This window comes from Nocardia carnea NBRC 14403 (assembly GCF_000308515.1).
Classification (GTDB): Bacteria; Actinomycetota; Actinomycetes; order Mycobacteriales; family Mycobacteriaceae; genus Nocardia; species Nocardia carnea.
The window spans coordinates 89,112-112,017 of sequence record NZ_BAFV01000123.1; the positions used below are offsets into that span (position 1 = coordinate 89,112).

Below are 22,906 nucleotides of genomic sequence, written 5' to 3' on the forward strand. Positions count from 1 at the left end.
TGCCACATGGGGACCTCCGAGGTGTTCTGTTCCCGATAGCCGGATGGCGGATGCTCATCTCGGCTCCATCCCGCGCAATGCGACGGTGACATAGTTGTCGAGCATCGCGGCGCGTACGGTTTTCGAATCGCTGGTGGTGGTGAGCAGCGCATACAGCCCGAGCAGGAAGAACACCGCGCTGTGGAACGGATCGACTTCCTGCGCGGCCTCGCTGTTGTCGCGCGCCCGGCCGATCTCCTCGACCACCAGCACGATCAGTGGATGGTCGGTCCATTCGTCGTCCGGCGGACGAGTCGGGGCGAAATGCAGCCCGAGCACATCTTTGAACAGGATCGCACCGACCCGGCGTTCGACCGACAGAACCAGCTGGACTGCCTTCCGGAGGGCACCCGGGAGATCGTGCGGGCGGGCGACGAAACGGGCGAATTCCTTCGCGATCCGGGTTTCTTCGCGGCGCTCCAGCTCCAGCAGTACATGCTCTTTGCTGGGGAAATGGAAGTAGAAGGTGCCGCGTGCGACGCCGGCGGTGTCGATGATGGCGCCGACATCGGCTCCGGCGGTACCGGTGCGCTTGAACTCCGTGACAGCAGCTTCGAACACCCGTTTACGGGTTTCCAGTCGTTGAGCTTCCCGGCCCCGGGGCCGCTGCGTCGGCGCGTTCACAGCCTCCATGAGACCGCGGTCACTGAAAGATATCAATAAAAGATGTCAATGACGATTGTCAGTGAGATCGGTCCGCGGTTCGGATCTGGGTGAGGAATTCGGTATTGGTTTCGGTTTGCCGCAGACCCGTCAGCAGCAGTTCCAGTGCCTGTCCGGGATCACGGCCCGCGAGCGTCTTACGCAGTGATCCGGTGGCGGTGCGCTCCTCGGGGGACAGCAGTAGTTCCTCTTTGCGCGTACTCGACCGGTCGATATCGATCGCGGGGAACAGGCGCCGGTCGGCGGCGTGGCGATCCAGCTTGAGTTCGGCGTTCCCGGTGCCCTTGTATTCCTCGAAGATCACCGTATCGGCGAGCGAACCGGTCTCGACCAGGGCGCTGGCGATGATGGTGAGCGAGCCGCCGTTCTCGATATTGCGGGCGGCACCGAGGAACTTCTTCGGTGGCGCCAGGGCCGCGGCGTCGACGCCGCCGGAGAGAATACGCCCGGACCCGGCGGCGGCCAGGTTGTATGCGCGGGCCAGCCGGGTCAGCGAATCGAGGAGCACCACCACATCGCGACCCATTTCGACGAGGCGTTTCGCGTGCTCTATGGCGAGTTCGGCGAGCGCGATATGGTCGCGGGCCGGCTGATCGAAGGTCGCGGCGGCAACCTCGGCCGGGACCGCGCGGGACAGATCGGTCACCTCTTCGGGGCGTTCCCCGACCAGAACCAGTAGCAGCTGGCATTCGGGATGGTTCTTGGCGATACCATGCGCCATGGATTGCAGGACGGTGGTCTTACCCGCTTTGGGTGGTGCGACCACCAAGGCGCGCTGCCCCTTGCCGATCGGCATGACCAAATCGGTTACGCGCGTAGTCAATTCATGGGGTTCGGTTTCGAGACGTAAACGGTCCTCCGGGTAGATGGGGACCAGATCGGCGAAGTGCGGCCGCGATTTCGTGCTGCCGGGCGGCAACCCGTTGATGCTATCGACACGGACCAGCGGCGGCAGCTTGGCGCTATTGCCTTCCGTCGCGACCGTGCCGGTGAGGGTGTCGCCGCGGCGGAGTCCGTACTCGCGGATCAGCCGGGGTGGGACATGTGCATCACGAGGTCCCGGCAGGTAGCCGTCGACGCGCAGCGAACCGTGATTGTCGGTGATGTCGAGGATGCCGGCGACCGATATGCCACCGTCCTCGGTGGTGGGAGCCTGTGTGCGAATAGTATTGTGCTGCATGGAAGTTCTCCTGAGGTGAGGTTTCTGAAAGGGATCGGGGTTCCGCGAAAGCTGCACGCTGTAGCCGGCGCTCGCCGCCTACAGCGGAGGCCGAGTGCGGTGTCGTCGTGGGCGGAATCCGTCCGGCCCGGACGCTGTGCCGATTCGACGGCATCGAACACCGAAGTGAGGAATGCGGAGTCTTGTGGGAGGGAACTCGTCCACCTACATCCACAAGCTGAAGACTGCACCCACAGTAGCGGGCACTCCCTACAACACGCAACAGTGCCGCATTGTTCCCTGGCCGATCCGGCCGCTTCGACGGTGGTGGGAAGGGCATCTCCTCGAATAGTTCGCGACGAACTTCTACTAGAGAATCGTCCGGCGAGGTCAGTAGCTTCGGGCTCGGCTTACTCAGTTGTTCCGAGAGGTTATCGATGATCCTGTTGACCGCGATGCCACCCAGCCGGAACGCGGGCGCCGTGCCGACCGCACCCTTGGTCCGGCTTCTCGCCGCGGAGCTGACCCGCCGCGGTGGCGAGGTACGGGTCCTGACTCCAGCGGCCGAAGCTCACGACTGTTTTACCCAGTGGGCGAACGGATTCGCCACTCGGGACGTGGATCAGCGACATGACTGAGCGCGACATTTCACCTCGGACAGCAAGGTACTGGCGGCGGCCGGACTGCATCACTTTCCCTATTCGTGCTGCCGTATTCCCGCGAAGTCGCGTGCCGCCTGCTCGTGATCGACAATCCGGGCCGGATATCCGCCGACCCCGTCCGCGTGCCATCGCCATGGGCGATGGATATCGCGGCCGCGCAGGTGGGCGAGTTCCGGTATCCAGCGGCGTACGTAGGTCCCGTCGGGGTCGTAGCGGTCGGCCTGCCGAATCGGGTTGAGCACTCGATTCGGCCTGGTATCGGCGCCGGTACCGGCCACCCACTGCCAGTTGAGCTGGTTGTTGGCCAAATCGCCGTCGGCCAGGAGTCCCATGAAATGCCTCGCGCCGCGACGCCAATCCAGATACAGCGTTTTGGTCAGGAAGCTCGCAGTGATCATCCGGGACCGGTTGTGCATCCAGCCCTGTGCGGCGAGCTGGCGCATTCCGGCATCCACAATCGGATAGCCGGTCCGGCCGGTCTGCCATGCAGCCAGTGACGCCGTGTCGACGTGCCAGTGGTCGTTGCGCGTGCGGTAGTCGCTGTGGGCGGTTTCCGGGCGGGCGGCGAGCATTTGATGGTGGAAATCGCGCCAGCACAGCTGTCGCACGAACGCGGCGGCGCCAGGTGCCGACAAGTCGCTGCGATGCACCAGTTCGGTTGCCGACAGGCAACCGAAGTGCAGATAGGGCGAAAGTCGTGAGGTCGCGTCGCCGGCGAGATCGTCGTGGCGATCTGCGTAGGTGCTGATGTCCTCGCGGAACCAGTCCCGCGCCAGGCGCCGGCCCGCCGTTTCGCCTCCTAGGGGCAACTCCGGCGAAGTGGCGCCGGTCGTGAGGTCCGTCGCGGCGGGTACCGGCTCGCTTCCGGCGCCGTGCGGCAACCGGATGTGTTGCGGTACCGGAAGCGGAGTGCGCACCGGGAGCTGGGCCCAGCGACGGTGATAGGGAGTGAAAACCGCGAAATGGTCTCTGCCGCTGCTGGGGGCGAGCCGGCCGGGTGCGGCCACAGTGATGCTGCCGGTATGTACGCGTAACCCGCAATTCGCCGCGGCCAACTGCGTACGCAGCTGATCTTCGCGACGGCGGCTGTAGGCGCTGACGTCCTCGGCGATATGTACTTCGTCGACTGCGTACTGCCGGACCAATCGGCAGACTTCGCGCACTGTATCGCCGTGACGCACCATCAGATGCCCGCCTGATCGGCGCAGGCCTTCGTTCAGATCGGCCAGTGCGGTCACCAGGAACCCGGCCTTGTTCGGACTGAGATAGTCTGTGGCACATATCGTTTCATCAAGTACAAACAACGGGAGCATCTCTGCTGCCTGCGCGGCTGCGGCCAGGACCGGGTTGTCGTGGACGCGCAGGTCCCGTGTGAACAACGCCATCGCCACTGCCATGAGCCACCATCCTGTTCTGGTCTGCCGTTTCGATGCGCGCGAAGTCGATCGATGTGCGACCTCCGGATGATGCGCAGGTACGCGGCCGGTCTCGGCTTCAGCGAGAATCCCCGGTCGTTGCGTCCGGTGCCCGATGTTCGGCCGTGCCGATGATATTGCGGACCATCCCACCGAAGACGATGTCATGGAACGGCGTGATCGCCTTCCAGTAGAGATGCCCGGCCAGCCCACGCGGCTGGAAGATCGCACGCTGGTGATAGCGGGCGCCGCCGCCGGGTTCCGGTTCGACGGCGAGTTCCAGCCACGCCAGTCCCGGGACCTGCATTTCGGCACGCAGCCGCAGTAGGCGTGGACGGTCGATCAGCTCGACGCGCCACCAGTCGAGGGCTTCGCCGGTGTGCAGCCGCTGCGGATTCTTCCGGCCGCGACGCAGGCCGACACCACCACTGAGCCGATCGATCCAGCCACGCAGCGACCACGCCAGCGGGAACGAATACCAGCCGTTTTCCCCGCCGATCGATTCGATGACCGCCCACAGTGTGTCCGGGTCGGCGTCGGTGGGCTTTTCACGGATGTCCTGGTAGAGCGAGCCACCGGACCAGTCCGGATCGCTGGGCAGTGGGTCCGACGGGGCGCCCGCGATGTCGGCATCCGACCACCGTGTCGGCACCTGTGCATTGCGGATCCGCGCCAGCGCCAGTTCGACCGCGCGCTCATATCGCGTCGTCCCGCCTTCGGGGTCGGGAATGCGATCGGCAATATCGTTTTCGTGACACACCATTTCGTGCACGAGGGATTCGATCAGCGGGATCGCGAGGGCACGCGGTACGGGCGTTACTACGTTGACCCACTGGGCCGAAAGCCACGGGGTGAGTGCCGGGACCGGTAGCACCAGCCGCCGTGGCAGCCCGGCCACTATCGCGTATTTCCGCATCATCGTCAGATAGGTCAGCACATCCGGTCCGCCGATATCGAAGGCGCGGTTGACGTCGGTGGGTAGTTCGGCGGATCGCACGAGATAGTAGAGAACATCGCGGACGGCGATGGGCTGGATCCTGTTGTGCACCCAGCGCGGGGTGACCATCGCGGGTAGGCGTTCGGAGAGGTAGCGCAGCATCTCGAAGCTGGCCGAACCGGAACCGATGATCACCGCGGCACGTAGTTCGACCGTGGGTACTCCCGACTCCCGGAAAATGGCCCCTACCTCGGCGCGGGACGCGAGATGGCGCGACAGCGGGACGTGCTCCGGGACGATACCGCCGAGATACACGATGCGCCGGACCCCGGCCGATCCCGCCGCGGCCGCGACAGTCCGTGCGGCGCGCTGATCGATACCGGTGAAATCGCGTTGCGTCAGCGAGTGCACCAGGTAGTAGACGACCTGCTGGTCGGCGACCGCTGACCGCACATCGCCGGCGGCGGTGACATCACCGCGCACCACTTCGACCCGGTCCCGCCACGGGACCTCCGCCAGCTTCCCCGGGGTACGCGCCATGACCCGGACCTCATGCCCGGCCTGCACGAGTTCGGGCACCAATCGCCCGCCGATATAGCCGGTCGCCCCGAAAACCACACACCGCATATCCGATCACCCTTCTTCTGGGGAAGGCATTGTCTGAGCTGGAGAGGTATGTGCTGGTAGGGACATTACGCAATCGACTACCCAGCGGCCGTGCTCCGACGCACGATCAGCACGAGAGAAGAAAATCGAACAGTCCCTCAGCGGCTACCGCCGGGGTTGCCGCACTGGTAGTGGCGGGGGCCGCCGTCGTCGCCCGGCTGCGGCGGCGCGACAAGGTTGTGCCCGGATAGCCACACGGCAAACCGCAGCGTGCCTGCGTCGACCGAGGCGTTGGTGGCCGCGGAGGTTTCAGAGACCGGATCGGATGAGGGCCCGAACGTGTGGGTCGTCCGATTCGGCCAGTTGTGCCGGTGATCCGGCGGCCAGGATGCGGCCGTCGTGCATGATCACCATCCGGTCGGCGAATCCGCCGGCGATCAGCATCGGTACATCGTTGCTGATGGCGAGGACAGCGGCGCCGGAGTCGGCGTAGTCGCGTAGCGATTTCCACACGTGATAGGCGGTTTCCCGGTCGAGGGAGGCGGCGGGGCTGTCCGCGATGAGAACGGCCGGTGCGGGGATCAGCGCGGCGGCGAGCGCGGCTCGCTGGATCTGCCCGCCCGAATTCTCGTGCGGAAGCAGGTCTGCAGCGTATTCCGGGTAGTGGGCCGCGGCGCATGCTTGGTGCACACTCCATGCACGGTGGCGCTGTTCCAGTTCCCGCAGCTGTGCGCCCACGGTCTTGCCCGGGTCGAACGCAGTAACACCCTCCTGCGGGATGTAGCCGACGGTTCCCCCGCGCAATTCCGGCCAGCTGTCACCCGGTACGACCTCGCCGTCGATCAGCACCTCTCCTCGGCTGTGTGCCGTGCCGGGCAAATGGCCGGTGAGTGCGTACGCAACCATCGTCTTGCCGGCGCCGGGACCGCCGAGCAGCGCGGTGATGAGGCCGGGTGGCACGAGCAGGTCCACTGTGGTGAGTACGGTATCGCTCCATCGACCCGTATCGACGTGGACGGTGAAGCACCGTAGTTCAGCGGACATGGTCTGGCGTTCCGTTCGTCAAGGGTTGGTTTGGGCGCGCCGGGCCAGGATGGAGGCGATACCTGCGGCGGCTGCCTGGACGGACGATGCGTGAGCTTCGGGGCGGAACCGGGTAACGGGGCCGGTGACCGAGATCGCCGCGGGTGGCTGTTCGCTGCCGTCGAGGATGGGCGCGGCGACGCAGGCGATGCCGATGGTCGATTCCTCGTGTTCGAAGGTGACCCCGGATTCCACGGCCTGCGCCAGCTGGGCGCGCAGCAGGCCCGGGGCCACCACGGTGCGCGGGGTGCGGCGGACCAGTGGACCGGTGAGAATGCGGTCGATCGTTTCGGGGCCGGAATGGGCGAGCAGTGATTTGCCGATTGCGGTGCAGTACAGCGGCATCCGGCCGCCGATCCGGGAGGGGGAGCGGGCCTGACGGTGGCCGCCGATCTTGCTGATGTAGACGACTTCGTCGCCGTCGCGGACGCCGAGGTGCACGGTCTCGCTGGTCCGGGTGAACAGGTCCTGGAGGAAGGGAATCGCGACCTCGAGCAGGGTACGTTCGGTGGCCGCGCGCATCCCGAGTTCGAACAGGCCGCGGCCGAGGCGGTAGCCGTCGGGGGAGGCGCTGAGCAGACGGGCCGCGACCAGATCGCGGCTCATCCGGTGCACGGTCGCTTTGGGCAGGCCGGTGCGCCGGGTGAGTTCGGACAGTCCGACGGCCTGATCCTCGACACCGAATGCCTCCAGGATCAGCAGTGCGCGGCCCAGGACGGACCGGTCGTCGAGCTGATGTCGGGGCATGACACTCTTCCTCTCAGTCGGTCCGTTCAGTGGACCATTCTATCGCTGAGCTGCGACGCGGCGGTCTGGTGTGTCACGGGGAGCAGCATGGGGCAACACCACCGGAAAGAAAGGCAAGAAAATGTCGGACACCCATCATCTGACCGCCACCATCAACATCGACCACACGCCCGACGAGGTGTTCGCCGCCGTCACCGACGTGCGCAAATGGTGGAGCGAGAACATCATCGGCGACACCGCCGCCCGGTACGACGAATTCGTCTTCACCGACGACAGCAAGTACGCGGGCGAGACGGCCCGGGAGAAGAAGGAGGGCATCCGGTTCAGCCGATTCCGCATCACCGAGGTCGTACCGGGCGAGCGGGTCGTCTGGCACGTCGTGGATTCCGACCTCACCTTCATTGATGACCGGCACGAGTGGACCGGTACCGAGGTCGTCTTCGACATCACCGGCACCCCGGAAGGCGCCACCCTGCACTTCATCCACAAGGGCCTGAACTCCGCCGAGTCCGAATGCTTCGAGGAATGCTCGCGCGGCTGGAAGTTCTATATCGAGACAAGCCTGCGGCAACTGATCACCACCGGTACCGGACAGCCGTTCCCGAAGTACTGATCGGCAGGTCGAGACGGAATCGCGGCGAATCCTCGGCAAAATGGTCCAGTCAGTGGACCATTTCGCTGTTCAGCTGGGGCGCAGAGGTGTGCACTGGTACCACCCAACGATGAGGAGAACGGAGGTAGTGGTGGCAACCACTGTCGAGGACACCAGCGCATCGGGTGTCGACGAGTCCATCGTCGCCCGCGCCGCGCAACGTCTGATCACCGCAGCCGAGACACGTAAGACCTGTGCGCCGCTGCGCGAGGGTTTGATCAGTCCCGACGATGTCGCCACGGCCTACCGGATCCAGGAGCGGTTCAATGCCGCCCGGGTCACCGCGGGCGTCACGGTGGTCGGGCGCAAGATCGGTGCCACCTCGCAGGCCGTGCAGCAGCAGCTGGGTGTGGATCAGCCCGATTTCGGGGTGCTTTTCTCCGATATGGCCTACACCGACGGCGACGTGATCCCGATCGACCGGCTGCTGCAACCCAAGGCCGAGGCCGAGGTCGCCTTCCTCCTGGGTGCGGACCTCGCCGAGGGGCCGCTCGATATCGCCCAGTGCCGCGCCGCGGTCGCCGAGGCGATGGCCGCGCTGGAGATCGTGGACAGCCGGATCACCGACTGGAACATCTCCTTCGCCGATACCGTCGCCGACAACGCCTCGAGCGGGCTCTATGTGCTCGGCACCGAGCGTCGCACCCTCGACGACTTCGATCCCATCGACGTCACCATGAGCATGAGCATCGACGGGGAAGAAGTCTCCACCGGCAACGGTGCCGCCTGCCTCGGCGATCCGCTCAACGCCCTGTCCTGGCTCGCGCAACAGGCCCGCACCTTCGGTGAACCGCTGCGCGCCGGCCAGGTGATTCTCTCCGGCGCGCTCGGCCCGATGCGGCCGCTGCACCCCGGCGCCACCGTCACCGCCGCCATCTCCGGCCTCGGGACGGTTTCGGCTTCCTTCACCACCGCTTCGGAGGTCTCCCAGTGAGTGACAACAACAAACGCACCAAGGTCGCGATCATCGGGTCGGGCAATATCGGCACCGATCTGATGATCAAGGTCATGCGGCATTCCCGGTTCCTGGAAATGGGCGCGATGGTCGGTATCGACCCCGAGTCCGACGGTCTGGCCCGCGCCGCCCGCATGAAGGTCCCGACCACCCACGAGGGTGTCGAAGGCTTGATCGCACTGCCGAATTTCGACGAGATCGAGATCGTTTTCGACGCCACCTCGGCGAAGGCGCACGAGCAGAACCACGCCCGCCTCGCGCCGCTCGGCAAACGCCTGATCGACCTCACACCCGCCGCGATCGGCCCGTTCGTGGTGCCGCCGGTGAACCTCGAGGAGCATCTCGGCGCGCAGAACGTGAACATGGTGACCTGCGGTGGCCAGGCGACGATCCCGATCGTGGCCGCGGTTTCGCGGGTCGTGCCGGTGCCCTATGCCGAGATCGTGGCGTCCATCGCCTCGAAATCCGCCGGTCCGGGTACCCGCGCCAATATCGACGAGTTCACCGAAACCACCGCGCACGCCATCGAAACCGTGGGCGGTGCGGAACGCGGTAAAGCGGTGATCATCCTGAATCCGGCCGAACCGCCGCTGATCATGCGCGATACGGTGTTCTGCCTGGTCAACGCGCCCGATGAGGATTCCCACGCGCAGATCAAGGCGTCGGTGGTGAAGATGGTCGACGATGTCGCGGCCTATGTGCCGGGCTACCGGCTCAAGCAGGAAGTGCAGATCGACCCGATCCCGCAGGATCAGCCGGTGCACACCCTGCTCGCCAAGGACAACGCCCTGTTCCCGACCCACCGCGTGTCGGTGTTCCTCGAGGTCGAGGGCGCGGCCCATTACCTGCCCGCCTATGCCGGCAACCTCGACATCATGACCTCGGCCGGTCTGCAGGTCGCGGAGCGGATCGCGCAGAACAGCCAGGAAAAGGAGAATGCTCGATGACCTCGGTTTTCGTTCAGGATGTGACCCTGCGCGACGGGATGCACGCCATCCGTCACCGCATCACCCCGGAGAACGTAGGCAAGATCGTGGCCGCGCTCGACGCCGCAGGTGTCGACGCGATCGAGGTCGCGCACGGTGACGGGCTGGCCGGCGGTTCGGTGAACTACGGGCCGGGTTCGCACAGTGACTGGACCTGGCTCGAGGCCGCCGCGGCGAATATCAAGAACGCCCGGTTGACCAGCCTGCTGCTGCCCGGTGTCGGCACCGCCGAGGATCTGCGGCGCGCCTGGGGTCTGGGTGTGCGGTCGGTGCGGGTCGCGACCCATTGCACCGAGGCCGATGTCGCCGCCCAGCACATCGCGACCGCCCGCGAGATCGGCATGGACGTCTCGGGCTTCCTGATGATGAGCCATATGGCCGAACCCGCCCAGCTCGCCGAGCAGGCGAAACTCATGGAGAGCTACGGCGCGCACTGCGTCTACGTCACCGATTCCGGTGGCCGTCTCACCATGAACGGCGTGCGCGACCGGATCCACGCCTACCGCGATGTGCTCGATCCGAATACCGAACTCGGTATCCACGCGCACGAGAATCTGTCGCTGTCGGTGGCGAATTCGGTGGTGGCGGTCGAGAACGGCGTCACCCGGGTCGATGCCTCGCTGGCCGGCCACGGTGCGGGCGCCGGAAACACCCCGATCGAGGCGTTCGTGGCGGTCGCCGATGTCCTCGGCTGGAAGCACGGCTGCGATGTCTTCTCCCTCCAGGACGCTGCCGACGATCTGGTCCGGCCGCTGCAGGACCGGCCGGTGCGGGTGGACCGCGAAACCCTCACCCTCGGTTACGCCGGTGTCTACTCCAGCTTCCTGCGGCATGCGGAAGCGGCGAGTGAGCGGTACGGGATCGATGTGCGCACCCTGCTCATGGAAGCCGGGCGGCGCAGGCTCGTGGGTGGCCAGGAGGACATGATCGTCGATATCGCGTTGACGATGGTGGCCGAACGGGAAGGCGAGAAGCAGGCCGTCTGATTCGGCTAGGTCGCCGGAGGGTGCGCATCGTAACGCGTTCCCCCGGCGACCTTTTGCGTTCCCGGACTGTAACGGGTCCCGGCGAGCGCCTGCGAGTATTCCCCCGGCCATCGATGCCGATCCGTTCACCCGGGCAACGATCTCGGGTTTCAATGGAACGATGCAGGTAGGTGGCTGGCCGGCCGAGCCGGAAACGATCTGGGCGCAGACGCGTCCCGAGGACGGGAAGATGCGGCGGCGCTCTGCCCTGCCGCCGTGGAAACGCTACGAGGATTTCTGCCGGCACGTCGACGTTCCTCGGGGATATGTCCTGTTCGCGGCCGGACTGGGACTGCTCGCGGTACTGATCGGCAACAGCCTCGTGACCGGTTGGTCCGCCGACAGCGGTATCGACAAAGGGGCCACCGCGGTGGTGATCGCCGCGTTGGTGTGCGGAGCGGCCTTCGTCTACGCGCGAGGCCGCCGCAAACGAGAAGCCAGGCTGCGCGAAATCCATGCCCGGGCACTGGCCCGAGCCGTCGAGGTCCATGCGTTCTCGACACGGTTCAAGGTCACCGCGGGCGACGGCTACGGCAAAACCGTGCTGCTCGTCGACCACGCGCTGCCCGCGCCGGAAGCGCAGCGTATCTACGCCGCGGCGCGAAACTGGCTGGGTCGCCTCGAAACCGACGACCGCGCCGACGAGGCGGCACGAAAACTGTTCGGCGGCCGGTGGGTTGTGCCGTTGTCGGAAGTGTTCGGTCCTGAGGCCGGCGGTGTCTGGCTGGCGCGTGATCTCGCCAGCGAACCGTCGCCTTGGCGACTACTGCTCCTCGACCCGGATGATCCGGATCTTTTCGACACCGAGGCGATCCTGCCGATCCGGCGACAGCAGGACATGTTGCCCATTCCGAAACGCTGACTCTTACCTGGACCGGGCTACCGGCCGATGCGCGCGCAGTGATGGACCGCATCCCCGGGGACCGGGCGATCCGGATTCGGGACGAGTACCTGTCCGGTCGGGATCTTCCGGTGCCGCGCGGACTTCGGGGCCGGCGGGCAATGGCGGGGGCTTCATGCCGGCAGTTCGTCGTCGGCGGCTCCGTGGGCGATGTCGTGGACGGCCGGGCGGAGGAGTTCGATGATGCGTGCGGGGGTCGCGTCGCGGACGGCGTCCAGGCCGAGGAGGTGGCGGCTGATCACGACCCCGATCGTGAGGGCGCCGATCAGGCCCGCACGCAGGTCCGCGTCATCGGGGTCCAGATGCCGGGCCGCCTGCCGTTGCCGTTCGGTCATCGCGGTGCGCACCGTATCGGCGGTTTCGGTATGCGTGAGCATTGTGCGGAGGGCGGCCAGGGTCGCGGTATCGGGGGTGCGGAGTTTGCCGGCCAATCCGTCGAGAAGTTGTTCGGCGGCTTGCTGTGGGGTGCCGCTGACAGGTTCGTCGGGTTCGGGAACCGAGACTCGCGCGAACAACTCTTCCTTGGAGCCGAAGTGCCGCATGACCAGGCTCGGGTCGGTTTCCGCCGCGGCGGCCACGGCGCGGATGGTGGTGCGTTCGTAGCCGGATTCGGCGAACAGGCGGGTGGCCGCGCGCAGAATCCGCTCGTGGGTGCGGCGGCGTTGTTCGGCTCGGGTCGGCGCTGGTTCGGACACATGACCAGCCTAGGGCCGCCTCTTGTGTGGCCGGCCTTCGTGCCGGGATGACGGTGTCCCGCGGCGCCGTCGGCAGTTCCGGGCCCGCGGTGACGCGGTGGACACCACATCGTTTCGGGCAACAAGTGTTGACCGAAACCGGGCGGCCGTGCTAATTTCAGCCTACAAGCGTTGACCGAATGAGGTGCTCTGATGTGGCAAACGGTTGTTCTGGCTTTTCTCGCGGGTGTGCTCGGTGTGAACGCCTTCCCGCATTTCGCCAAAGGGATGATGGGGGAGGAGTTTCCGAACGTGCTCGGGAACGCCCCGATCCGCAATGCGCTCGCCGGGGCGTTCGGGCTGATCATCGCCGTACTCCTCGGCTACGGGGCCGACCTTGCGGCGCACTGGTGGCCCGGGTTCGCGGCGTGCTGTGCAGGTGGTCTGATGATGACCGTGTTCCACGGTATGCGCGGCGCGTTCCGATAGAATCGAATGCTGGGCAGGCCGCACCCTGTGCCGGCCGTGAGCCGGTGAATGCCGTGCCGCCGGGTGCTCCCGGCGGCGCCTGACCGTCGTGGCACATCCGGATCCGGAAACGCCTCGTCAAGGATGCCCGGGATGGCCGCCAAGGTTGTGTCAGGAACCGGAAGCATCGATGTCCTGTGGGTCTGGGCGCACGGTTCGGTGGCAGCCGGTTGTCCCGCCGGGCGGGCTGTGCGTGTCAGCGGGGGCCGAGGAACAGTGTCTGAGTGCTGCGGCCCAGCGGGCCCTTCTCGTCGAAGAGCGCCGATTCGGCCAGGCCGATCCCGTGCGGCTGCGGGTGGGTGACCGCATCCAGGCATACCCACTCGCCGGCCGGCTGCCGGTGCAGGGTGACCGTCAGATCGGTGTTGATGAACAGGTAGCTGTTCCAATCCAGGACTGAACTGACCCCGTTACCGGAGTCGGCGGCGGCGAGGGTGCGTTCCAGCGGGCTCGGCGTGGTGCCCGCGACGATCGGATACTTCAACCGGATCCAGCACACGGCCGGTCCTGGTTCGGAGAACGAGCCGGCGGCGAAACGGTATTCGATACCGGTGTGGAAACCCACCGGCTGGGTGGAGGGGAACCGCTCCGGTTCGGGGGCCTGCTCGGGGCCGGGTCGCGAGCCGCTGGGCAGGAACTGGGTGGGGAGATCCAGATCCGGATCCGCGAGTTTGAACCGCCAGGCGTTGGCCCGCATCACCGGCCCGCGTTCGGTGGACAGGGTGGCCTCGATCAGTTCGACACTGCGACCGGGCCGCACCACCCGGGCCTCCGCGGTGAGCGGGGCCAGCGGGACCGGGCCGAGGATTTCCACCGCGACCCGCCCCACCTGGAAGCCGGGCCGGGGTTCGCATCGTTCGATCACATGCCCGAGCAGGGCGGACGGCGGGCCGGCGTGCTGGGCGTCGGGTGACCACGGGCCGCGGGTGAGCTCGGTGGAGACGAACCGCCGCGGGTCTGCCGGGTCGGGCAGGTAGAAGGCCTCGTTCACGTGGTTGTCCGTTCTCGCCGCTGGGTCGTACCGGTCTGACGTTACCGAGCGCCTGTACCAGCGCTCCGACCGCTCCCGCGGTGCGGTATGCGGGGAACGAGCCGGCCGATCCGTGGTTGCCGGGTCGTTGCGGCCTCCTCGCACGTCGTCGCGGACCGCGCCGTCGCAGCAGCGGGCACGGTCACAGAGGCCGGGTGATCGGCGGCCGCGGCGTCGGCCGACGTCCGCCGGCGACGAGTGGGTCTGCTGGACGTGGTCACCGGCCCGCAGCCGCACGGATCGGCCTGGCCGAATCGGCGCTCTTCGAGGAGGAGAGTCCGCCGGGCAGGTACCCAGCGCTCATCCGCACTGCGGTGGGGCGATGGTGGTGCCGGTCCCGGCGCTGGGTGCACAGTCCGGGCCCCCGGATCGCACGCGAACCCGGATCAGCGGGGTGATGCCGGCTCATGGCACCGGATCGCGGTAGTGAGATGGGGTACATGCTTGCATACAAGCTTGTATCTATCAGATAGAGTCGCAGGGTGCCGACCGATTCCGACCCAGCCCAGTCCGCGACGAGCGCCGCCGATCGCGCCTACCGGCTCACCAAAGAACTGGTGCTCTCCGGCGAACTCCCGGGCGGCCATCTGTTCAGCGAAACCGAGATCGCCGGCCGGCTCGGCTTGAGCCGGACCCCGGTACGGGAGGCCTTCGTCCGGTTACAGGCCGAAGAGTTGCTGACCCTGGTCCCGAAGCGCGGCGCCATCGTGGCGCCCGTCCCGCCGGGTGAGGCCGAGGATGTGCTGGACGCCCGGGAAGCGGTGGAGAGCGCCGCGGTGCGCCGGCTGCTGCGCAGCCCGGAGCGGATACCGGCGGCCGTGGAACAACTACGGGCCGCGCTCGAGGTGCAACGCGAACGGGCGGCGAACGCGGACCTGCATGCCTTCGCGGAGGCCGACGAACGGTTTCACCGCACCCTGGTCGAAGCCGGTGGGAACGCCCTGCTGATCCGCTTCTACACCGGGCTGGCCGACCGGCAGCGGCGGATGAACGTGGCCGCGCTGGGGCCGATGCCCGACCATATCCAGGTCGTCCTGCGTGAGCACGGTGAACTGATCGAGATCATCGAATCCGGGGATACCGCCGCATTCACCACCGCCCTACGGGCCCATTTGGACGGGACGCACCGGCGATGAGGGACCGTTCCATATCGGTGGTTCTGGCCATGATCTTCGCTTGCGCGTGGGGCGGTAACCAGTTCACGCCGTTACTCGTGATGTACCGGGACGCCGGCTATTCGGCGTTCACCGTGAACGCGCTGCTCGGCGCCTACGTTCTCGGCCTCGTCCCCGGTCTGCTGCTGACGGGCACGCTGTCGGAACGTTTCGGCCGCCGCCCTGTCGCACTCGCCGGAGTATCGGCCTCTCTCATCGCGAGTCTGCTGCTCGCGGCCGGGTCATTCGGCATCGGCTGGATCGCTGCCGGACGCCTGGTCACCGGATTCGGGGTCGCGGTGGCGATGGCGGTCGGGACCACCTGGGTCACCGAACTGAGCGACCGTGCCGGCGCTGCCCCGGGCACCGGCGCCCGCCGGGCCGCCCTCTGCCTCACCGCGGGTTTCGCGCTGGGTGCGGCCGTCGCCGGCGGGCTCGCGCAATGGGGTCCGGCGCCGATGGTCGCCCCCTATCTCGTGCATGCGCTGCTCACACTCGCGGTCCTGCCGTTCGTGTTCCGAGTGCCGGAGACCGGGACGGCCGGGGGGCCTGCCCGTGGTCAGTTCGGCGGTTTACGTCATCCGCGTTTCCGCCGGGTGATCATGCCGATGGCACCGTGGATCTTCGGGGCGGCGGCAGTGGCGTACGCGATCATGCCGCAGCTCGTCGGCGACCGGGTGGGCCGGTGGAGCCTGCTGTATTCGACGACCCTGACCGTCGGCACGCTGGTTGCGGGCACCCTTGTGCAACCGCTGGCGAAACGGCTCGACCGCGCCACCAGCGCCCGCGCGGTGATCGCTTCGATGATGCTGATGCCGCTGGGCCTGCTGGTCAGCATGTTCGCTGCCATCGTCCGCTCACCGGTGCTGGCGCTCGTTGCCGCGATCGCACTGGGTTGTGCGTACGGAATCGCGCTGGTCTCCGGTCTGCTGGAAGTGCAGCGGCTCGCGGCGCCGCACGAACTCGCGGCCCTCACCGGCGCCTACTATGCGCTTGCCTATCTCGGCTTCCTGCTGCCGTCGCTGCTGAGCCTGCTGAACTCGGCCACCGGGTACCCGGTTCTGCTCGGTGGCCTGGTGCTGGTGGCGTTATCGGGCACCGCGATGATCCTGCGCCATTCCCGGGCACATCTGCCTGCGCGTGCGAGGGCCGATGCACATGAGAAAGAACTGGCTCCGGCTGGATGATCGGCGCCACCATCCCTGCGCAGGAGGCTGCGGTGCGGAATTTCGGGCGCCGGAGTGAACTCCAGGTATCTGCGGATCGGCGAGGACTCGCAGCACCGGCAGCTGCGCGCGTATCGGATAGAGCGCGAGACCTGGTCGGGTCCCCGATGACAGGCACGGTTGCTCAAACCGTCGGGTGCTCGGTGATCTGCCGGACCGAGAACCGGTAGTCGGCCTGCCGCAGGAGCTCGTCCGGGTCGTCGGTGGGCGGGTAGATCCACAGTTCGTTCACCTTGCGCTTACGTTCCTTGGCGACCGCCCCGGTCGCCACGACGCGGCGGTCCCACCCGTTGGTGAAGACCGCCCCGTACGAGCCCAGGTCGAGGCAGGTGACGTACGGGGTCGCGGTGAACGGCGCCGCGGGGAGTCCGAGTAGATCGGCAGCAGCGTTGTGGCCCGCGAACTTACCCAGTTGCAGGGCGTGCTGACAGCACTGCATGACCTGTTGCCCCGGTTCGGCCGCCGCGGCGGCGGTATCACCGGCCGCGTACACCGCCGGTACACCGGTAACCGCCAGGTTCGCGTCCACTTCCAGACGGCCGAGCCGATCGCGGACCCCCGGGATTCCGGCGGTGAGCCCACTGGCACGCATCCCCGCGGTCCAGATCACGGTGTGGGTGGCGAGGTGGGTGCCGTCGGACAACGTGACCCGATCCGGCTCCACCGCTGCCACGCTCACACCGAGCCGGTGTTCCACACCGAGGGCATCGAGGGCGTCGGCGATCTCCTGGCGCGGGCCGGGGCCGAGTTCCGGTCCGAGGGTGTCTGCCCGCTCCACCAGCACCACCCGCACCTGCTCGCCGGGCGTGGAGGCCGCGGCAACCGTGCCGAGCCGGTCCATCAGTTCGGTGGCGATCTCCAGGCCGGTGAATCCCGCACCGACCACGACGGCGGTGAACCGGCCCGCGCCGGGTGGCAGATCGGCCAACCGGTTCAGATGCGTATCCAGCTCTGCTGCCGTGGGCAGCGTGTCCACGTCGAACAGTAGGCCGGCGCCGGGTAGTTCCGGGCGGACGAGTTCACTTCCCGTGGCGAGTATCAGACGGTCGTAGCCGATTTCGGCCCGGCGTCCGTCCTTGTCGGTCGTGGTCACTGTCTGTCCGGTGGTATCGATTCCGGTCACCGTCGCCGAGATCCGGCGCACTCCGGCAGGCCCGAGGATCCGGTCCAGTGAGACCCGCATCCGTTCGGGTTCGGACTGGTACAGGCGGGGTCGGATCACCAGATCATCACCGGGGGAGATCAGGGTGACCGGTAGCTCGCGGCCCGTTTCCCGTGCCACGCGCACCGCGCCCGCTGCGCTCCACACACCGGCGAAACCGCCACCCACTACGACAATTCCGGGCACGTTCGTTTCCTGTTCGGTTGAAGGGATCGAAAATTGTCCGGGCCGGTCGCGGGCCCGGAGCGGTCAGGTACCTGCGGTGGCGATCTCGCGACGGGTGCGTTCCGCGGAACCCGCCGGTGCCGCGGCGGCGAGATCGGCAATGGTCTGCGCCGCCAGTTCGCGCCGCCAGGCCAGTTCCGCGCGGCGCATGGCCGCAGCGATACCGCACTGGTGGGCGAAATCGGTCGTAGCGGTGCGCCCGCTGTGTCCACGCTGCCGGATTTCGGTGCAGCGGAACGGGTCCGTACCGCCCTCGATGGCGGTCACCACGTCGAGCAGTGTGATCTGTTCCGGCGGCCGGGCCAGGCCGAATCCGCCCCGGACGCCTGGTGTCGAGGTGAGGATGCCGGCGCGGACCAGGGCCTGCAGGCGTTTTTTCAGGTACTCCACAGGTAGGTCGAACCAGGCGGCCAGGCGCGCGATCGGCACCGGCCAGTGCTCCTCGGCCCAGGTCAGGGTCACGCAGCAGTGCAGGCTCCATTCGACGCCCTCGCCCATCTTCACAATGGGGATAGTAAATGTCCCCTTTGCCCCGTGGCAAGTGTGAGAGGCGGGCCTGGAGAAGTCGAAGATTCCCCGATAGGGCAAAGTAGAACGTGTTATAGTTTTCCTCGGTTTGCGAGCCTCGGTGGACGGCTCCGGGTCGCGGCACCCTGTGGGGCGCCCACGGCTCGGGGCCGCCCCGGAGCGCCGGTCAACTTCGCGGGGCCGCTCGTGCGAGCAGGCCCGAAAGGCAGACGAATGAACACTGAACCGCACGTCGACGACACCGACCTGCTGCACCGCGAGCCCCTCGCGGTGGACCTGCTGGGCAAGGCCCTCGAACGCTATGCCGACCGCACCGCGGTCCATATCGACGACGCCACGCTCACCTACCGCGACGTGCGGGATCAGATCAGCCGGTTCGCGCAGGCGCTGGCCTCGGCCGGGCTCGGCGTGGGCTCACCGGTGGCGGTGCTGTCGGCCAACCGGCCCGAGGTCATCTTCGCCCAGGGCGCGAACAACGTGAACGGGTCGCGGGCGATGGCGCTGCATCCGATGGGTTCGCTCGATGACCACGCCTACGTCCTCGAGGACGCGGGCGTGGAAACCCTCATCTTCGACCCCGCCGGTTTCGATGAGCGCGCCGCGCAATTGCGCGAGAAGGTGCCCGGCCTGCAGAACTTGTTCTCGTTCGGCCCTTCCGAATCCGGCACCGACCTCATCGAGCTGGCCGCCGGATTCACTCCCGACCGGCTGAACTCGCCCAAGGTCGATCCCAATGCGACCATGAGCCTGGCCTACACCGGTGGCACCACGGGGAAACCCAAGGGTGTCGAGATGAGTTTCCGCGGCAGCGCCACCATGCTGCGCATCCAGATGACCGAATGGGAATGGCCGGACGAGGTCCGCTTCCTGGTATGCACCCCGCTGAGCCATGCCGGTGCCGCGTTCTGGAACCCCACAGCGCAGCAGGGTGGCTCCATTGTGGTGCTGCCCTACTTCCATCCCACCAAGGTCCTCGAGGCGATCGAGAAGTACAAGATCACCGCGACCATGTTGGTGCCGACCATGCTGTACGCGCTGCTCGACAGCCCCGACCTGGACAAATACGATCTGTCCAGCCTGAAGACCGTGTTCTACGGCGCCTCCGCGATCTCGCCGACCCGGCTGGCCGAGGCCGTCGAGAAATTCGGCCCGATCTTCTTCCAGTTCTACGGCCAGGCCGAGAGCCCGATGACCATCTCGGTGCTGCGCCGCGCCGACCACGACCTGACCAAACCGGAACGCCTCGCCAGCTGCGGCCGGCCGGTCCCGTGGCTCAATGTCGCGCTGCTCGACGAGAAGGGCAACGAGGTTCCCCAGGGCGAACCGGGCGAGGTGTGTGTCCGCGGCCCGCTGGTGATGAACGGCTACCTCAACAAACCCGAACAGACCGCCGAGGCAACGGAATTCGGCTGGCTGCACACCGGCGATATCGCCCGCCAGGACGAGGAGGGTTTCCTCTACATCGTCGACCGCAAGAAGGACATGATCGTGTCCGGCGGGTTCAATGTCTATCCGCGTGAGGTCGAGGACGTCCTGTCCGCTCATCCCGCGGTGAGCGCGGCCGCGGTGATCGGTGTGCCCGACGAGAAATGGGGCGAAGCCGTCAAGGCGGTCGTGGTGCTCCGCGACGGGCAGTCGGTGGAGGTCGAGGAGCTGCAGGCCCTGGTGAAGGACCGTAAGGGTGCGGTCTACACGCCCAAGACGGTCGATTTCGCCGACAGTATCCCGCTCAGTCCGCTCGGCAAACCGGACAAGAAAGCGCTGCGCGCTCAGTACTGGGGCGACGGCCGGCAAGTGAACTGATACCCGGTGGCGACTGCGGACTCGTGCGTACGGCGGGCCACGAGCTGTCCGGCGTGGACGAGCGGTAGTTGCCACCCGTGACCGGCCGGGGTAGCGCCGTCCCGGTTACCGCCCAGCAGGATCCGGGCGACCAGCAGTTTCGACATGAAGAGGAGTGCCATGGGCAAGCTCACCGGCCAGGTTGCGTTCATCACCGGCGCGGCGCGCGGGCAGGGCCGCGCGCATGCTGTGAAGATGGCGGCGGAAGGCGCCGATATCATCGCCGTCGACCGCTGCGCCCCGATCGCGACCGCGGGATACGAGATGGCGACGGAGGCCGATCTCGCCGAGACCGCGAAACTGGTCGAAGCCGAGGGCCGCAGCATCGTCACGGCGGTCGCCGACACTCGCGACCTGGAGCCGTTGCAGCACGCCGTGGACGCCGGTGTCGAACGTTTCGGCCGGCTGGATATCGTCGTCGCCAACGCGGGTATAGCCGCCTCGCCGAAGGCATCCTGGGAACTCACCCCGGACGAGTTCCGCGAGATGATGGACATCAATGCCACCGGCGTCTGGCAGACGACAAAAGTCGCTGTGCCGCATATCATCTCCGGCGACCGCGGCGGATCGATCGTATTGATCAGTTCGATGGCGGGCCTGCGTGGGGTCCCGGGTATCGCGCACTACGTCGCTGCCAAGCACGCTGTGCGCGGTCTGGCCAAATCGCTGGCCAACGAGTTGGCGTGGGCGAATATCCGCGTGAACTCGGTGCATCCCGGGAACATTCGCACGAGCATGATCGATAACGAGCCGATGGTGCGTGGTTTCCGCCCGGACCTCGAGAACCCGGTACTCGAGGACACCGCGGACATCATGCAGAAGCTCAACCTGCTGCCGCAGCCCTGGCTCGAAGCCGAGGCGATCGCCGACGCCGTCCTGTACCTGGTCGGTGATACCGGCCGGGGCATCACCGGCGCCGCCCTGCCCGTGGACCTCGGCACCTCCGAGAAATTCCCCGGCCTGTAGGACCGGACCGAGGGGAGTGACGAACTCCCCTGACAACCCAGCGGAACGCACCCCCACCGGATCTCGGTGGGGGTGCGTCCGAATTCGAGGCAGTTGATACCGGGCCGGCCACTGAGGGATGCGCCCGGGGCCACAGGTTCGAGTCGTTATCACACCGATGCCGTCCATCCCTTGGACCCGGCCGGTGTATCGGGGGATAAACTGGGTACCGCCGTTGAGCGCCGTCGACAACGACCATCGCAGCACTGAAACGCTGGACAAGTTCCACGAAAACAGCTCGCGAGCGGGCCGTCCGGGTCCGCACGATGGAACCAGTTGGGATGTGATCAACGATGACTACGACCCACTCCGACAGCAGCTCCCGCATCAGCCACCGAACCGGCCGGTCCGCGGCCGCCGTCACCGGCCTCGGCGCCGTCGTCACCGCGCTCGTCCTGGCGGCCCCCGGCGCCGGTGCGGTCCCGCAGAACGTCGGCGCCGACCCGGGCCGGAGCATGGGCATCAGCACGCCCTTCGGCACCACCTGCACCTATCAGGTGCGGGCCGCGGTCGACAACACCACACAGCCGGTGACCTTCTTCGACAACAACGTCATGGTCGGCTTCAACCCGGCGGTTGTGACGCCGAACGGCATCGTCGCCTCGACGACGTGGACCCCTCCCAACCCGGGAACGCATTTCATCCGCGCCGAACAAGGCGGCGTCACGGTAACCAGCGCACCCATAGAGGTCCGCTCCGGAATCAACGCGGGCACGGGCTGCGCAGTGCCCTGACCGAGCCGACCCGCGAGAAACTTCCGGAACTCAGCGGCTTCCAGGCGGCGAGGACGTGGCGAACAGCCCCGTCCTCGCCGCTGCGCGTGGTCACGGTGACGTGCCCGTCGTTGCTCGCTGCGTTCCGACGGAGGCAAGTTGTGAGTGAGCCTCGCGGAGGCTCAGCTGATCGTTCACAGTGCCGGTGTGCCGCTGATGTGGTCGAGCTCGGCGATCGGCGCAGAGAGCCGTAGTTCAGCGGTCGGGTGGGCCGGTGAGGATCGCGGTGACCGTGTCGATGAGTTCGGCGAGGAGTTCGCCGGGGGAGAGGCGGGTGCCGCTGAGTGCGAGCATGCCCTGTAGACCTTCCGGGTCGCCGAGGGTTTGGAAGGTCAGGTTCATGGCCTGGGTGAGGCGGAAGCGGAGGGTGCGCGGGGAGGTGTCCGGATCGATCTGCTGGAGCAGGGCGTTGAAGCGGCGGGCCTGCGGGGCGAAACCTTCGGTCAGCCTGGTCAGGGCGGGGTGGTTACCGCTCATGATGCCCGCGACCAGGCGGATCCACGGTGTGCCGCCGGCGGCCGCCAGTTCGCCGACCGGGCGGACGAAGGCGTCGGCGAGGGCGCGGGCGTCGGGTGTCCCGGATTTCTCGACCGCGTCGAGCAATTCGGCGCGGCGGGCGTGCAATTGTTCGCTGCGGCGGCTGATCAGCGCTTCGACCAGGGCGTCCTTGGAGCCGAAATGGTAGTGGACCGAGGCGACATTCGCGCCGGCCTCTGCCATCACCGAGCGTAGTGACACTGCGTCGATACCGCGTTCGGCGAACAGCCGTTCCGCGGCGAGGACGAGGCGTTGATCTGTCGGCAGGTCCGGATCCGGGCCTGTGTAATCCCCGGCCGGATCCGGCTGCGCTGTGGTTTCCCGGTGCGCGCGCGAGGGTGCGGCGGCCGGGCGTGCCTCCCGGCCGGTCCGCACCCGGCTTCGCGTCATGG

General features: G+C 67.1%; 23 protein-coding genes. 11 read left to right on the forward strand and 12 right to left on the reverse strand.

What is annotated here, in order from left to right; translation table 11 throughout:
* Positions 1-54: 54 nt before the first annotated feature.
* The 6 genes from ON22_RS31910 to ON22_RS31940 all read right to left on the reverse strand — a co-directional run bounded on the left by ON22_RS31910 (position 55) and on the right by ON22_RS31940 (position 7,311).
* Entirely contained in the window at positions 55-672 is a 618-nt protein-coding gene (locus tag ON22_RS31910; RefSeq protein WP_051158347.1) for a TetR family transcriptional regulator, read from the reverse strand.
* 49 nt (positions 673-721) lie between these two features.
* A complete protein-coding gene (locus ON22_RS31915; RefSeq protein ID WP_033244841.1) occupies positions 722-1,882 on the reverse strand; it encodes a transcription termination factor Rho, short form in 1,161 nt (386 codons plus the stop codon).
* Positions 1,883-2,558: 676 nt separating this feature from the next.
* Positions 2,559-3,920, reverse strand: coding sequence for a cryptochrome/photolyase family protein (locus ON22_RS31925; RefSeq protein ID WP_033244843.1), 1,362 nt, complete (start codon positions 3,918-3,920; stop codon positions 2,559-2,561).
* A 97-nt stretch (positions 3,921-4,017) separates the two neighbouring features.
* Positions 4,018-5,502, reverse strand: a complete 1,485-nt coding sequence (locus ON22_RS31930; RefSeq protein WP_033244844.1) for an SDR family oxidoreductase — start codon at positions 5,500-5,502, stop codon at positions 4,018-4,020.
* 288 nt (positions 5,503-5,790) lie between these two features.
* A complete protein-coding gene (locus tag ON22_RS31935) occupies positions 5,791-6,525 on the reverse strand; it encodes an ATP-binding cassette domain-containing protein (RefSeq protein ID WP_033244845.1) in 735 nt (244 codons plus the stop codon).
* 18 nt (positions 6,526-6,543) lie between these two features.
* Positions 6,544-7,311, reverse strand: a complete 768-nt coding sequence (locus ON22_RS31940) for an IclR family transcriptional regulator (protein ID WP_033244846.1) — start codon at positions 7,309-7,311, stop codon at positions 6,544-6,546.
* A gap of 121 nt (positions 7,312-7,432) precedes the next feature.
* On the opposite strand from ON22_RS31940, the gene ON22_RS31945 reads away from it, so the two are divergent.
* The 5 genes from ON22_RS31945 to ON22_RS31965 all read left to right on the forward strand — a co-directional run bounded on the left by ON22_RS31945 (position 7,433) and on the right by ON22_RS31965 (position 11,791).
* Positions 7,433-7,924 (forward strand): SRPBCC family protein, encoded by a 492-nt coding sequence (locus tag ON22_RS31945; RefSeq protein WP_033244847.1) that lies wholly within the window; start codon positions 7,433-7,435, stop codon positions 7,922-7,924.
* Positions 7,925-8,033: 109 nt separating this feature from the next.
* Positions 8,034-8,897 (forward strand): 2-keto-4-pentenoate hydratase, encoded by an 864-nt coding sequence (locus tag ON22_RS31950; RefSeq protein ID WP_051158348.1) that lies wholly within the window; start codon positions 8,034-8,036, stop codon positions 8,895-8,897.
* Positions 8,894-9,865, forward strand: a complete 972-nt coding sequence (locus ON22_RS31955) for an acetaldehyde dehydrogenase (acetylating) (protein WP_033244848.1) — start codon at positions 8,894-8,896, stop codon at positions 9,863-9,865. The genes ON22_RS31950 and ON22_RS31955 overlap by 4 nt, the downstream gene beginning before the upstream one ends.
* Positions 9,862-10,890, forward strand: a complete 1,029-nt coding sequence (dmpG, locus tag ON22_RS31960) for a 4-hydroxy-2-oxovalerate aldolase (protein WP_033244849.1) — start codon at positions 9,862-9,864, stop codon at positions 10,888-10,890. The genes ON22_RS31955 and dmpG overlap by 4 nt, the downstream gene beginning before the upstream one ends.
* A gap of 160 nt (positions 10,891-11,050) precedes the next feature.
* Entirely contained in the window at positions 11,051-11,791 is a 741-nt protein-coding gene (locus ON22_RS31965; RefSeq protein ID WP_033244850.1) for a hypothetical protein, read from the forward strand.
* A gap of 152 nt (positions 11,792-11,943) precedes the next feature.
* Here the strand turns inward: ON22_RS31965 and ON22_RS31970 are convergent, their stop codons facing one another.
* Positions 11,944-12,525, reverse strand: coding sequence for a TetR/AcrR family transcriptional regulator (locus ON22_RS31970; protein WP_033244851.1), 582 nt, complete (start codon positions 12,523-12,525; stop codon positions 11,944-11,946).
* Positions 12,526-12,717: 192 nt separating this feature from the next.
* Between ON22_RS31970 and ON22_RS31975 the strand changes: the two genes are divergently transcribed.
* A complete protein-coding gene (locus ON22_RS31975; RefSeq protein WP_033245318.1) occupies positions 12,718-12,993 on the forward strand; it encodes a hypothetical protein in 276 nt (91 codons plus the stop codon).
* A gap of 235 nt (positions 12,994-13,228) precedes the next feature.
* Here the strand turns inward: ON22_RS31975 and ON22_RS31980 are convergent, their stop codons facing one another.
* Positions 13,229-14,023, reverse strand: a complete 795-nt coding sequence (locus ON22_RS31980) for a thioesterase family protein (protein ID WP_033244852.1) — start codon at positions 14,021-14,023, stop codon at positions 13,229-13,231.
* A 521-nt stretch (positions 14,024-14,544) separates the two neighbouring features.
* Between ON22_RS31980 and ON22_RS31985 the strand changes: the two genes are divergently transcribed.
* Together ON22_RS31985 and ON22_RS31990 are read left to right on the forward strand one after the other, a co-directional pair.
* Positions 14,545-15,198: a GntR family transcriptional regulator gene (locus tag ON22_RS31985; RefSeq protein ID WP_033244853.1), complete on the forward strand. Its 654-nt coding sequence runs from the start codon at positions 14,545-14,547 to the stop codon at positions 15,196-15,198.
* On the forward strand, positions 15,195-16,403 hold the full coding sequence (locus ON22_RS31990; RefSeq protein ID WP_033244854.1) for an MFS transporter: 1,209 nt from the start codon (positions 15,195-15,197) through the stop codon (positions 16,401-16,403). The genes ON22_RS31985 and ON22_RS31990 overlap by 4 nt, the downstream gene beginning before the upstream one ends.
* 163 nt (positions 16,404-16,566) lie before the next feature.
* Here the strand turns inward: ON22_RS31990 and ON22_RS31995 are convergent, their stop codons facing one another.
* Together ON22_RS31995 and ON22_RS32000 are read right to left on the reverse strand one after the other, a co-directional pair.
* Positions 16,567-17,790, reverse strand: a complete 1,224-nt coding sequence (locus ON22_RS31995; protein ID WP_086007839.1) for an NAD(P)/FAD-dependent oxidoreductase — start codon at positions 17,788-17,790, stop codon at positions 16,567-16,569.
* Positions 17,791-17,853: 63 nt separating this feature from the next.
* On the reverse strand, positions 17,854-18,327 hold the full coding sequence (locus tag ON22_RS32000; RefSeq protein WP_306306629.1) for an RrF2 family transcriptional regulator: 474 nt from the start codon (positions 18,325-18,327) through the stop codon (positions 17,854-17,856).
* A 243-nt stretch (positions 18,328-18,570) separates the two neighbouring features.
* Between ON22_RS32000 and ON22_RS32005 the strand changes: the two genes are divergently transcribed.
* Positions 18,571-20,160: an AMP-binding protein gene (locus ON22_RS32005; protein ID WP_051158349.1), complete on the forward strand. Its 1,590-nt coding sequence runs from the start codon at positions 18,571-18,573 to the stop codon at positions 20,158-20,160.
* Here the strand turns inward: ON22_RS32005 and ON22_RS32010 are convergent.
* Positions 20,127-20,321: a hypothetical protein gene (locus tag ON22_RS32010; protein ID WP_033244856.1), complete on the reverse strand. Its 195-nt coding sequence runs from the start codon at positions 20,319-20,321 to the stop codon at positions 20,127-20,129. The two genes, ON22_RS32005 and ON22_RS32010, sit on opposite strands and share 34 nt — an antisense overlap.
* Here ON22_RS32010 and ON22_RS32015 point away from each other — a divergent pair.
* Positions 20,320-21,165 carry a mycofactocin-coupled SDR family oxidoreductase gene (locus ON22_RS32015; protein ID WP_033244857.1) on the forward strand — a complete coding sequence of 282 codons (846 nt, stop codon included), beginning with the start codon at positions 20,320-20,322 and terminating at the stop codon, positions 21,163-21,165. The two genes, ON22_RS32010 and ON22_RS32015, sit on opposite strands and share 2 nt — an antisense overlap.
* A gap of 332 nt (positions 21,166-21,497) precedes the next feature.
* Positions 21,498-21,938 carry a hypothetical protein gene (locus ON22_RS32020; RefSeq protein ID WP_033244858.1) on the forward strand — a complete coding sequence of 147 codons (441 nt, stop codon included), beginning with the start codon at positions 21,498-21,500 and terminating at the stop codon, positions 21,936-21,938.
* A gap of 234 nt (positions 21,939-22,172) precedes the next feature.
* Here the strand turns inward: ON22_RS32020 and ON22_RS32025 are convergent, their stop codons facing one another.
* A complete protein-coding gene (locus ON22_RS32025; protein ID WP_081595982.1) occupies positions 22,173-22,904 on the reverse strand; it encodes a TetR/AcrR family transcriptional regulator in 732 nt (243 codons plus the stop codon).
* Positions 22,905-22,906: the final 2 nt, after the last annotated feature.

Excerpts from the sequence above, each read along its gene's own strand:
- ON22_RS31940 (WP_033244846.1), bottom strand. The coding sequence starts at position 7,311 with ATGCCCCGACATCAGCTCGACGACCGGTCCGTCCTGGGCCGCGCACTG.
- ON22_RS31935 (WP_033244845.1), bottom strand. The coding sequence starts at position 6,525 with ATGTCCGCTGAACTACGGTGCTTCACCGTCCACGTCGATACGGGTCGA.
- ON22_RS31990 (WP_033244854.1), top strand. The coding sequence starts at position 15,195 with ATGAGGGACCGTTCCATATCGGTGGTTCTGGCCATGATCTTCGCTTGC.
- ON22_RS32005 (WP_051158349.1), top strand. The coding sequence starts at position 18,571 with ATGAACACTGAACCGCACGTCGACGACACCGACCTGCTGCACCGCGAG.
- ON22_RS31945 (WP_033244847.1), top strand. The coding sequence starts at position 7,433 with ATGTCGGACACCCATCATCTGACCGCCACCATCAACATCGACCACACG.
- ON22_RS31925 (WP_033244843.1), bottom strand. The coding sequence starts at position 3,920 with ATGGCAGTGGCGATGGCGTTGTTCACACGGGACCTGCGCGTCCACGAC.
- ON22_RS31950 (WP_051158348.1), top strand. The coding sequence starts at position 8,034 with ATGAGGAGAACGGAGGTAGTGGTGGCAACCACTGTCGAGGACACCAGC.
- ON22_RS31965 (WP_033244850.1), top strand. The coding sequence starts at position 11,051 with ATGCAGGTAGGTGGCTGGCCGGCCGAGCCGGAAACGATCTGGGCGCAG.
- ON22_RS32020 (WP_033244858.1), top strand. The coding sequence starts at position 21,498 with ATGACTACGACCCACTCCGACAGCAGCTCCCGCATCAGCCACCGAACC.
- ON22_RS31975 (WP_033245318.1), top strand. The coding sequence starts at position 12,718 with ATGTGGCAAACGGTTGTTCTGGCTTTTCTCGCGGGTGTGCTCGGTGTG.
- ON22_RS31915 (WP_033244841.1), bottom strand. The coding sequence starts at position 1,882 with ATGCAGCACAATACTATTCGCACACAGGCTCCCACCACCGAGGACGGT.
- ON22_RS31930 (WP_033244844.1), bottom strand. The coding sequence starts at position 5,502 with ATGCGGTGTGTGGTTTTCGGGGCGACCGGCTATATCGGCGGGCGATTG.
- ON22_RS31910 (WP_051158347.1), bottom strand. The coding sequence starts at position 672 with ATGGAGGCTGTGAACGCGCCGACGCAGCGGCCCCGGGGCCGGGAAGCT.
- dmpG (WP_033244849.1), top strand. The coding sequence starts at position 9,862 with ATGACCTCGGTTTTCGTTCAGGATGTGACCCTGCGCGACGGGATGCAC.
- ON22_RS32015 (WP_033244857.1), top strand. The coding sequence starts at position 20,320 with ATGGGCAAGCTCACCGGCCAGGTTGCGTTCATCACCGGCGCGGCGCGC.
- ON22_RS32000 (WP_306306629.1), bottom strand. The coding sequence starts at position 18,327 with ATGGGCGAGGGCGTCGAATGGAGCCTGCACTGCTGCGTGACCCTGACC.
- ON22_RS32010 (WP_033244856.1), bottom strand. The coding sequence starts at position 20,321 with ATGGCACTCCTCTTCATGTCGAAACTGCTGGTCGCCCGGATCCTGCTG.
- ON22_RS32025 (WP_081595982.1), bottom strand. The coding sequence starts at position 22,904 with ATGACGCGAAGCCGGGTGCGGACCGGCCGGGAGGCACGCCCGGCCGCC.